The 11,612-nt window shown below is 34.2% G+C and carries 7 protein-coding genes; all 7 read right to left on the bottom strand.

What is annotated here, in order from left to right; translation table 11 throughout:
- Positions 1-15 precede the first annotated feature (15 nt).
- Positions 16-693 (bottom strand): copper homeostasis protein CutC, encoded by a 678-nt coding sequence (locus tag HNQ00_RS09000; protein WP_173837995.1) that lies wholly within the window; start codon positions 691-693, stop codon positions 16-18.
- Positions 694-772: 79 nt separating this feature from the next.
- A complete protein-coding gene (locus tag HNQ00_RS08995; protein ID WP_173837994.1) occupies positions 773-1,765 on the bottom strand; it encodes an isoaspartyl peptidase/L-asparaginase family protein in 993 nt (330 codons plus the stop codon).
- 227 nt (positions 1,766-1,992) lie between these two features.
- Positions 1,993-4,281, bottom strand: a complete 2,289-nt coding sequence (locus tag HNQ00_RS08990) for a GH92 family glycosyl hydrolase (protein WP_173837993.1) — start codon at positions 4,279-4,281, stop codon at positions 1,993-1,995.
- Between the two features lie 83 nt (positions 4,282-4,364).
- Positions 4,365-5,216 (bottom strand): endonuclease/exonuclease/phosphatase family protein, encoded by an 852-nt coding sequence (locus HNQ00_RS08985; protein WP_173837992.1) that lies wholly within the window; start codon positions 5,214-5,216, stop codon positions 4,365-4,367.
- A gap of 102 nt (positions 5,217-5,318) precedes the next feature.
- Positions 5,319-7,595: a GH92 family glycosyl hydrolase gene (locus HNQ00_RS08980; RefSeq protein WP_173837991.1), complete on the bottom strand. Its 2,277-nt coding sequence runs from the start codon at positions 7,593-7,595 to the stop codon at positions 5,319-5,321.
- 177 nt (positions 7,596-7,772) lie between these two features.
- Positions 7,773-9,800: a glycoside hydrolase family 97 protein gene (locus HNQ00_RS08975; protein ID WP_173837990.1), complete on the bottom strand. Its 2,028-nt coding sequence runs from the start codon at positions 9,798-9,800 to the stop codon at positions 7,773-7,775.
- A gap of 319 nt (positions 9,801-10,119) precedes the next feature.
- Positions 10,120-11,607 carry a SusD/RagB family nutrient-binding outer membrane lipoprotein gene (locus HNQ00_RS08970; protein WP_173837989.1) on the bottom strand — a complete coding sequence of 496 codons (1,488 nt, stop codon included), beginning with the start codon at positions 11,605-11,607 and terminating at the stop codon, positions 10,120-10,122.
- Positions 11,608-11,612: the final 5 nt, after the last annotated feature.

The raw sequence follows: 11,612 nt of genomic DNA, 5'->3' as shown, positions 1-11,612 counted from the left end.
TTAAAAGATGCAGAACTATAATTCCAAATTATTTTGTATTGCCTTAATCTCATTTCCATTTGCTGTTTCGGTTAAGTCGACAATAGCAGAAGAATGATAAAATAAGGCATTTGTATTTTTCTTTACTAAACCAATATTTGACGAACGCAATCCGCCTCCAGGCATAATCACAATTCTACTGTTTGCTTTTTTAACTAATTCAGCTAATACTTCAATCCCTTCTACTACATTCTTTTCTTGTCCAGAAGTCAGAATAGTGGTAAAACCGCATTCAATAATCGTTTCTAAAGATTCATCAATATTTTTTACTACATCAAAAGCGCGATGAAATATACAAGGACACGGATAGGCTAATTTTACTAATGCTGTATTTTGTTCTTTATTTACGTTGCCATCTTTATCTAAAATTCCAAAAACAAAACCATCTACTTGTAATTTTTTAAATGCTACAATTTCAGCTTTCATTTGTTCTAATTCATCATAGGAATAGACAAAATCTCCGCCACGAGGACGAATCATTACATTCAATTTTATAGACAGCTCCTTCCTTACTGCTTCCACAGTTTTAAAATCAGGAGTTGTTCCTCCTTCTTTCATATTGGCACATAATTCAACTCTGTCTGCACCGCTTTCTTGTGCAATAAGTGCTGATTCCCTATTGAAACACGCGATTTCCAGTTGATCCTTTTTCATATACCGCTATTTATTCTTTTAAAACATCAAATAAAATTTACTTGTCATTTTTGGTATTTGTTACCAATTAATTGCATATTTACTTCATAAAATAATTAGCATCAATTAATCGGTTTCCTGTGTCATCATGAACCGCATAATTAAACCCTCCTTGAATACAATAAGAACCATATTCTCCCTGTTTATTTAAAGCTATAAAACCCACTTGTATATCTTTTAATTCCTTGTTTCTACTCTTTGTTAATTTTACGATTCGGTCAACAGCTTCTTCACATGCTTTTTGCGGGGATTTTCCCTGGCGCATCAATTCGACAACCAAATGGCAACCAGAAATCCGAATCACTTCTTCACCATGACCCGTTGCAGTCGCCGCACCAATTTCGTTATCAACATACAAACCAGCTCCAATAATAGGAGAATCCCCAACACGTCCATGCATTTTGTAGGCCATTCCACTAGTTGTACAGGCTCCTGAAAGATCACCGTTAGCATCCAAAGCAATCATACCAATGGTATCGTGATTTTCAATATTAGCAATAGGTTTATATTGACTTGTTTTAAGCCACTCTTTCCACTCTTTTTCAGACTCTTCGAGCAATAAATTTTCTTTCTTAAATCCCTGAGATAATGCAAACTGTAAAGCGCCGTCACCCACTAGCATAACGTGAGGTGTTTTTTCCATCACCGCACGAGCTACAGTAATAGGATGTTTGATGTATTCTAAACAGGCAACTGAACCAATATTAGCTTGTTCATCCATAATACAAGAATCAAGCGTTACTCGCCCATCTCTATCCGGTCGTCCTCCATATCCTACGCTTCGCTCCGTCGGATCACCTTCTGGAACTTTTACACCCGCCTCAACAGCATCTAAAGCACGTCCTTTATTTTTCAAAATTTGCCAAGCGGCCTCATTAGCCTCAATACCAAATCTCCAAGTAGACAACACAATAGGTTTCTTAACCTTTTTTGATACTGCTTTTTCCTCTTCGGGTTTCACTCCAAAAGAATTCAATGCAACTGCTACTGAAGCCACTGCCGCTGTTCTTATAAAATTTCTACGATTACTCATCTTATTATTTTTAATTGACTATAATTTCATTTTCCAACCTTAATACACTCTAAAAACTGTTCTCCGTTTTGAATAAAAACTACTTGCCAATATTAAAACCAAAACAATTATCGTACTGATAATATATTTAAAACAATATAACACTTGATTTAGAGCGAAAATTGGGACTGCAATGTTGACAAAACACCTCTATCCTGAATAAATTTTCTACGTGACTGCATAGCAATCTATTTTTTTTGTGAGGAATAAGAATACGGATAACTCGTTTCTGATGTTCCTCTTTCTTTGTCAGGAGTTCCAACCATTTCGAAATCTAATGTCGTTCCTTTTAGCAAATCAAAATGATTGATATAGTTCTTGCTATAAGTACTATTATTCCATTTTAACTCTTTAACATATTTATTTTTATCAGAATTATTTGGCGCATTTATAATTAGCTGCTTACCATTTTCTAAATTCAAAGTAACCTTCTTAAACAATGGTGCTCCTAAAACATATTCGTCCGTCGCTGGACAAACAGGATAAAACCCCATCGCAGAAAAAACGTACCAAGCAGAAGTTTGTCCATTGTCTTCATCTCCACAATATCCATCGGCTTCTGGCTTATACAGACGGTTCATTACTTCTCTTGCCCAATACTGTGTTTTCCAAGGTTGTCCTGCATAATTGTACAGATAAATCATATGTTGAATAGGCTGATTTCCGTGGGCGTATTGCCCCATGTTCATTATTTGCATTTCACGAATTTCATGAATAACAGAACCGTAATAACTTTCATCAAAAACAGGAGCCATACTAAATACCGAATCTAATTTACCTGTGAATTTACTTTCCCCTCCCATTAAATCAATAAGGCCATGAATATCATGAAAAACACTCCAGCTATAATGCCAGCTGTTTCCTTCGGTAAAAGCATCACCCCATTTAAATGGATTGAAATCGGCCGGAAAACTACCGTCTTTATTCCTACCGCTCATGAGTCCAAAAGAGGGATTAAAAACGTTTTTATAATTCATCATTCGTTTTTCAAATAGCTTTACCTCCTTTTTAGGACGGTTTAATTTTTTAGCTAATTTCCAAATAGCAAAATCATCATAGGCATATTCCAGTGTTCGTGCAGCGTTCTCGTTGATTTGTACATCGTATGGAACATAACCTAAAGTATTGTAATACTCAACTCCTTTTCTACCCACTGCATCCATTGGTCCTTCATTATTCGCACCATGTAACAATGCTTCGTATAATTTATTAATATCATATCCACGTAATCCTTTTATATACGCATCTGAAACAACAGACGCCGAATTATTCCCTACCATTACGTTTCTAAAACCCGGACTTGACCATTCTGGTAAAAAACCGCCTTCTTTGTAATCATTAATCAAACCTTCTTGCATCTCTTTATTTATCGAAGGATAAACTAAATTCAACAGAGGATACAAGGCGCGGAATGTATCCCAAAAACCAGTTCCCGCATACATATACCCTGGCAATACTTTACCATTGTAAGGACTATAATGAACAATTTCTCCCTTAGAATCAATCTCATATTGTTTTTGTGGAAAACAAACCGTGCGATACAAACAAGAATAAAACGTTTTGAGCTGCTCATCACTTCCTCCCTCAACTGCTACTTTACCTAGAACGTTATTCCATTCTTTTTTAGAAGCTGCAACGGTTTGCTCAAAAGGGACATTAGCTAATTCAGTCTTTAAATTCAGTTCGGCTTGATCAAAACTAATAAATGAAGATGCAATCCTCGCATTGATTTTCTCCCCTTTTTTAGTTTTAAAACTCACTATGGCTCCTACATGATCATCAGTCAACTCTAATTTATCGCGTTCCAGAATGGAATCTCTCCAAGTATAATTTGTTTCAAATGGCTTATCAAATACTATAACAAAATAGTTTTTAAAATTACTGGGTACACCCCCACTATTGCGAGTCGTGAATCCAATAATCTTATGCTGCTCTGGAATTATTTTTACATACGACCCTTTATCAAAAGCATCAATAACTATTGACGACTGCTCGTTCTCCGGAAAAGTGAATTGAAAATGAGCGGCACGTTCTGTGGTAGTCACCTCAGTAGTCACATCATAATCAGCAAGATAGACACTGTAATAATAAGGTTTAACAATTTCTGATTTATGACTAAACCAGCTTGCTCTTTCCTCTTCTGTAAAAGCTAATTTCCCAGTGATAGGCATGATTGAGAATTGACCATAATCATTCATCCATGGCGATGGCTGATGCGTTTGCTTAAAACCTCTAATTTTCTCTGCTGTATAGGTGTAGATCCAGCCGTCCCCCATTTTACCCGTTTGAGGCGTCCAAAAATTCATTCCCCAAGGTCTGGCAATTGCAGGGTAAGTATTACCATTAGAAAGGTTATGTGCTGATTGTGTTCCCATCAAAGGGTTTACATAGTCTACTGGGTCAATACTATTCGTTTGAGCACTTGACTGAAAAAACAAAAAAAACATTGCCAATAAAATTAAATTCCTTTTTATCATTATTATCCTTTATTTATAAATTGCTAACCTATTATTTTACTTTAATAATCTTAAAATTCATTCTCAAAAAACCTTATAAAACTTTATAAAGAAACTTTGATAAACACCGGAGCATGATCAGACAAAAAAACTCCATTCACTGTCTCGGCAGAGACATAATATTTATTAACACTTATCTCTTTATTCACAAAAATATAATCAATAATCTTTCGTTCTTTAATGGGAATTGTTCCAAATCCATTAAAAGTCCAATCTGATCCATATACCTTTGAAGCCACTGATTTTGAGTCAAAAAGGGTAATCGAGTCTGTAGCAACAAGCATTTTTTTGATCACCGACGATTCAGGTTCTGCATTAAAATCTCCCATAATAACCTGAGGTAAACCAGTCCTTAATAATGCTACTTTTTGTTTTATTAACGCGACACTTTCTTTTCTGGCTACTGTACCTAAATGATCAAAATGAGTATTTAATACAAACACCTTTTTTCCTGTAATATTATCTTTAAATTCTGCCCATGTTGCTATTCGTTCACAAACAGCATCCCATCCTTTTGAAGGTTTTTCTGGTGTCTTACTCAACCAAAAATACCCTGATTTCACAACTGTAAATTTGCCTTTCTTATAGAAAATAGGGCTAAACTCGCCTTTCTCTTTTCCGTCTTCTCTACCCACTCCAATAACAGCATATTCTGGTAGTTTTTTAGATATATCCTTTAATTGGTTGACTAATACCTCCTGCGCACCGAGAATGTCAATTTTTTCGGAAAGAATCAATTTTACAGCTTCTTCTTTTCTATATTTCCAGTTATTCAAATTATCATCTGGATTGTCGTATCGAATGTTAAAAGTCATAACATTTAAAACAAGTCTAGATTTGTCCATTGTACTGGACGAAAGAGAAAAGAACAGTACTAAATAAAATATATTTTTCATATAAGATTCAATTTTAAAAAATTTCATGCCTTTGGTTTCATATTTTACTAATTGGACTATAGTTGATACTGTACTCCATTTTGACCCACTACTCTTATAAATCTACATAGGTCTATCTTCTTTTTTTACACCCCACGATGGCGAAGGGACACTTCCCATATATAATTTCAATTCTCCTCCTTTTACTATCATTTCGTGTGTGATGTAAGACTTAGTATATGCATGTCCTTTGTATTCCGCTTTTTGAATGTATTTATTTTCTTTACTGTAATCTACTGCCGTCATCTTAAAAGAAATTCCGTTTTTATGATTTATCGTAGCGCTACTCATCAAAGGACTTCCTAAAACATAAATCCAATTGGCTGGATTAACAGAGTAGAATCCCATAGATGAAAGTACATACCAGGCAGACATTTGACCCAAATCTTCATTTCCGCAAAGACCATCGGCTTTTGAAGTATAAAAAGTATCTGCTATTTCTCGAATTAATTTTGCTGTTTTCCAAGGCTGACCTGCGTAAACATATAAATATGGAATGTGGTGATTTGGTTCATTTCCTTGTGCATACTGCCCAATAAAACCACTAATATCCGGTGAAGCATTATCACCTACAACACCTTCTTTTAACGTAAATAAAGTATCTAGTTTCTGAGTGAATTTTTCATCACCACCAAATAATTTTATTAAGCCGTATGGGTCTTGCGGTACTAGCCAAGTATATTGCCACGCATTACCTTCAACATAATCATCTTCCCTATGTGATGAAGAAAGTGGGTCAAAAGGTTCTCGCCACTGACCATTTTTTAATTTCCCTCTCATGAACCCAGTTCTAGAATCAAAATACTGCTCATATAATTTGGCTCTTTTCGAAAAATATTCATAATCATCTTGCTTGTTCATTTCCTTTGCCATTTGTGCAACACACCAGTCATCAATAGCATATTCCAATGCGTTTCCTACACTTTCCACCTGAGAATCTGCAGGAATGTATTCTAATTTTTGAACATAGTCCATACCAGCACGGCTTTGCATTGATGTTTTTTTTATCGCTTCATAAGCTAAATCCACATCATAGTCTCTAAAACCTTTAAGATAAGCATCTACAATAACAGCTATCGAATGGTTCCCGTTCATAGTATTTGTTTCATTTCCCATCAAGTGCCAAACCGGTAGTCTTCCTTGTTGCTGGTATATGGCCAGAAAAGATTTTACAATATCATTTATTTTATCAGGCTGCGTAATCGTAAATAAAGGATGTAAAGCACGATACGTATCCCAAAGTGAAAAAGTAGTATAATTTGTAAAACCGGCTTTTTTATAAACTTTTTTATCCGTTCCTCTATAATCGCCATTTATATCGTTAAAAATAGAAGGCGCAAACATAGTATGATATAAGGCCGTGTAAAAAATCTTCTTGGTGTTTTGATCTGCCGTAATCTGAATTTTGTTTAATTCGGTATTCCATTTTGTTTTGGCTTTCTGCGTTGTTTTTGCAAAATCCCAATCTGGAATTTCCGCTTTTATGTTTGCCGAAGCATTTTCAGAACTTACCGGAGAAATCCCTACTTTAACTAATATTATTTTTTCTTTATTCAAATTAAAATCAAGTACAGCCTTCATTCGAATACCTTCCGCTTCACTTCCTTTTACAGTGGATATACTATCATACAGCGTAATATTTGCAATAGGCTCCGAGAATTCCATCGCAAAATACACTCTTTGATCTTCAGCCCATCCTTTTGAAAGGCGGTAACCTTCAATACTATTTTTCCCCGTTTTCTTGATAAATGTCTTCATTGGTTTATCCCAACCCACACCATCAGCCAAATTAAGTAAAACATGAGATTCCTCTTTTGAGTTGAAAGTATATTTATGGAAGCCTACTCTTTCAGATGCTGTTAATTCTGCTTTAATATTATATTTATCCAATAAAACACTATAATATCCAGGTTTACTGATTTCATTTTCATGCGAAAAATAAGATCCATAACCATGCTCCATATCTTCCTTTGTTCCTTTTGTAAGTGGTACTTTTCCAGTTACAGGCAATAGTAGAATATCATTCAAATCCCCAATTCCTGTGCCACTCAAATGGGTATGGGTAAAACCCAAAATAGTATTACTTGCATAATTGTAGCCACTGCACCAGTCCCAACCTTCAAAGACATTAACTGGTCCTAGTTGAACTGCTCCAAAAGGTACATTTGCTCCTACAAAAACATGACCGTGTCCAGCTGACCCTATAAAGGGATTTACATATTGACTATAATCTAAACTAGATTGCTTATGGGTTATGTCTTGCGCGGAACTTGGTTGTACAAACCATATACTGAGTGCAATAATAGAGGAGAAAGCTATTTTATTATATTTTGTAAACATTATACTTTTTAGTTAATTAATACCTATTATAATTTTATAAGTAACGAAAAATTTCACAGATTTACTTTAAAACATGTTTACTAAACTTTTGCCAAGTTATTCTTGAAATAGCTAAATTAATATTTTATAAATTTGGCTAAACTTAAGTCATTTTTTTTTAAATCTGTTTTTCTATTATTATTTAATAGGTACAAACCTAATTGCTTGTCCACCACCAGCGGCTAATTTAATATCGAGAACACTCTCTGAATTAACTTCTTCTTGATAAACCGCTATATCCTGTGGGTTTGTCTTCCAATCAGCGTTTACTCCATCAGCATATATTTCAGCACGATACTTTATACCTTTATCTAAAAATGTTAACGCTATTTTTAGATCTCGCTCATCTTCATCAGTTATACTACCTAAAAACCAATTATCACTAAATTTATCCTTTCTAACAACAGTAATATAATCTCCTATTTTACCATTAACTACTTTTGATTTTTCCCAGTCCACTCCTAGATCTTCAATAAATTTAAAAGCTGGCTGATTTTCATAGTTTTCAATAAGATCAGATGCCATTTGTAATGGACTGTACAAAACGACAAATAATGCCAACTGTTTAGCAATAGTAGTATTTACCCTAGAAGTTCCATCGTCTAAGTCATTCCATTTTACTCTGTTTTTCGCGTTTTTATATAAAACATCAAATGTTCCAGGCGTATAATCAAGTGGGCCGCCTAAACCTCTTGTAAAAGGTAAAATTGTTTGGTGCTCAGGTGGATTCCCAGAACTCCATCCATTCCACTCCATACCTCTTGCACCTTCTCTTGTCATCATATTTGGGTACGTTCTTCTAATACCAGTTGCTTTAATTGGCTCATGAGCATCAATCATGATATGGTATTTTGCAGCTGATTTTACCACGGCATCATAATGATTCACCATAAATTGACCATGGTGAAACTGTCCTTTTGTTTGTATACCACCCGCATATCCTGTTTTTACCGTTTTAACCCCTAAATCGTGGTACATTGAAAATATTTTATCAAAATTTTCTTGAAAGGATTCTGCTGCACCTCCTGTTTCTACATGACCTATATAACTTATATTTTTTGATTTTGCGTACTGCGCAATTTCTTTCAAATTAAAATCTTTATAAGGAGTTACGAAATCAAAAGCATCTTTTTTACCCCAATTTTCCCAACCTGTATTCCAACCTTCTGTCAAAACACCTTGAACCTTATGCTTACTCGCAAAATCAATATATCTTTTAGTATCAATAGTATTTGCACCGTGTCGATCGCCCAAAGTCCACGTTTGTGTCCCAATATGCATTCCCCACCATATACCAATATATTTCATAGGTTCAATCCACGAAGTATCCTCCAACTTATTAGGCTCATTTAAATTCAAAATTAAATTAGATTCTACTAATTCCGAAGCTTTATCAGCTATTTGAATTGTTCTCCATGGGGTTTCCATAGGAGCTTTAGTTTTTACCTTTACTCCATCTGGCCACGGAACTAAATTACATTGAAAGGAAAATGAATTGTTTTCAGATTTCAATAAAGTCATGTCTGCATAATTAGTCAAATTAGCCTCATGAATACTTGCAAAAAACCCATCGGTAGTTTCAAATGTTATTGGTGTATTAGCGCTAGTAACATCAGAGATTAATGCTTTTTTGTATAACATTTCATAGGAATCAAAATTTGCTGGTATATACCAAGCAGTATGATTGTTTATAAAATTAAATTCTGTTAACTCTTTAGTTATACTAATACTATCAATATTTTTTTGCTTAGGAATTTCATATCTAAACCCTATACCATCATCATAAACTTTAAATAAAATATTCATTTTTCTCTTTAGCCCTTCCTTTTCTTGTAACTCAACCTTTAATTGATTGTAATTATCAACTATTTCTTTGTTTTCGCCCCATACTTGAGACCATGTTGTATTTGAATGACTATTTTTAAATCTTATCACTTCTAAATTTTGACTCAAAGCTTTTGCTCCTGTGAACTCAAATCCTAGATTTGAAGATTTGATAAATGGAGTATTCTTATATTTAATAGAATAGTGAACAGCATCATTAAAAACTTCTATGGTTGCTTCTATTTGTTTGTTTGGAGATCGTACTGTTAAAACATTTTTCTTAGCAAAACTGGTAAGAAATACTAGTAAAAGGAGAAAATAAAACTTACAAATATTTTTCATTATTCTTTATTAAAAATTTATTTAATTATTTATTATTATGATTGAGCTCAATACCCACAATTACTAACTTATTCGATAGAATAAATTAGAGATCTCCTAATAATTTATAAATGAATACAATTAGATTAATTTATAGGTATTTACTTCGAAAACAGATTAGTTTCCTAAATTATTTTGCTTGCAATTTATTTACTGGCAAACCCTTATTAAGGGGCTATGCAAAAAAAATGTTTTATTTTGTTGATCATATTTGTTTATAATAAAAAAAAGGGAGGGTAAAACTGCTCCCTTTTTAATAACTAAACTGAAAATATTTTTATTATTTGTCCCACCATACTCTTGTAGTAAGTACATCTGGTCCTTGAGCTGCAATTGCTGCAGCATAATTTGTAGGATTTACAACTTGTTCGCTAGTTGTATATGTTAATCGTCTTGGAATGGTTCCATTAGTTTCATTTCCAGGATAGTTTACCGGAACTAAATTAGGAAAACCTGTTCTTCTCCAGTTAGCAAAAGTTTCATATTCGTTTAAGAATGTTGCTACCCAGTATTGATCTCCAATCATTTGTAGCGCATTTGCAGCAACAAAAGGCTTATTAGTTAGATACTCTTGGATTTTTACATCTGAGATAGTCGCCGCTGATCCATAAATCGAAAGATATTTCATTGCTGCAGTAACTCCTGCATTATAATGAGATTCTACATTTCCACCAGCTAATCCCCATCTGAAAGCAGATTCAGCTAACATAAATTCAACTTCAGCGTACGTTTGGAAAAACATTGGTGCATCTTCCCCTGTAATTATTGCTCTGTTAGGTTCTGCGTATGCATTAGTATCATCCTCACCAGTTAAAGTCTTTAATAGGTCTGAATCTAAACCATTAGGTAGACCTTTCAAATTAGCAACAATAGTACTTTTGTCACTTCTTCTAGCCCCTAAAATTGGTAGTCTAGGATCTCCATTAAGAAAATCTACAAAAGTTTTACTTAATCTTGGATTACTATCTGCTGAAAAAGCTTCTCCATTACCATTTTTATTAATCCCTTCAGGACCTGGTGTGTGCTGAATATAAGCTATGTCACTATTTGATGTCATTACTCCTCCTGCAATAGCTTTGGTAGCCCATTCTTGAGCCGCAGCAGCATCAACTTTAATCATGCGCAGCGCTAAACGTAACATCATTGAATTAGCGTATTTTTTCCACTTTGCTTGATCTCCGTCAAAAATTAAATCAGCAGCTCCCCATTTTGAAGTTCCAGTACTTAATTCAGCAGCTGATTCTTCCAGTTCTTTTAACATATCTGCATAAATATCGCTTTGCAAATCATATTTAGGCGTTAAAATCCCGTCTAAATATCCTTTTCCTGCTTCACTGTAAGGAATATCTCCATACAAGTCAGTTAACCTTTGGTAAATCACGACTCTTTGAATTCTTGCAATAGCAATCATTTCAGCAGGTTGCTCTTCCTTTTTTAACTGCGCTAAAATATCCTCAATCCCCTTTACTGGACCTGAATAATAACGATCCCATAATGAAGACGCATAGCCTTTATTCCAGAAATATTTATCTCCAGACCAATAACTAGCCGTTGTTGCAATATGCTGCATCATAGTCGATTGGTAAATTAAGTTTGCTCTCCATGCTTCGTAACGCTCCCCTGACATTCTCAATTGTGTAGCTGTTAATTTACTTGCTGCATCTATTTGAGAAGATTTTGTTGGATCAACATTTAATTCTTCATAACCATTATCACACGATGTAAATACTAGTAATAATAGTAATAATTTAAAAATTACTTTTTTCATAATTA

It is taken from the genome of Flavobacterium aeripolare (assembly GCF_013294025.1).
Classification (GTDB): Bacteria; Bacteroidota; Bacteroidia; order Flavobacteriales; family Flavobacteriaceae; genus Flavobacterium.
This window is presented reverse-complemented; position numbering and strand designations above follow the sequence as displayed.

What these genes read in the sequence shown, in the direction of transcription:
- HNQ00_RS08970 (WP_173837989.1), bottom strand. Translation starts at nt 11,607, where the DNA reads ATGAAAAAAGTAATTTTTAAATTATTACTATTATTACTAGTATTTACA.
- HNQ00_RS09000 (WP_173837995.1), bottom strand. Translation starts at nt 693, where the DNA reads ATGAAAAAGGATCAACTGGAAATCGCGTGTTTCAATAGGGAATCAGCA.
- HNQ00_RS08995 (WP_173837994.1), bottom strand. Translation starts at nt 1,765, where the DNA reads ATGAGTAATCGTAGAAATTTTATAAGAACAGCGGCAGTGGCTTCAGTA.
- HNQ00_RS08980 (WP_173837991.1), bottom strand. Translation starts at nt 7,595, where the DNA reads ATGTTTACAAAATATAATAAAATAGCTTTCTCCTCTATTATTGCACTC.
- HNQ00_RS08990 (WP_173837993.1), bottom strand. Translation starts at nt 4,281, where the DNA reads ATGATAAAAAGGAATTTAATTTTATTGGCAATGTTTTTTTTGTTTTTT.
- HNQ00_RS08975 (WP_173837990.1), bottom strand. Translation starts at nt 9,800, where the DNA reads ATGAAAAATATTTGTAAGTTTTATTTTCTCCTTTTACTAGTATTTCTT.
- HNQ00_RS08985 (WP_173837992.1), bottom strand. Translation starts at nt 5,216, where the DNA reads ATGAAAAATATATTTTATTTAGTACTGTTCTTTTCTCTTTCGTCCAGT.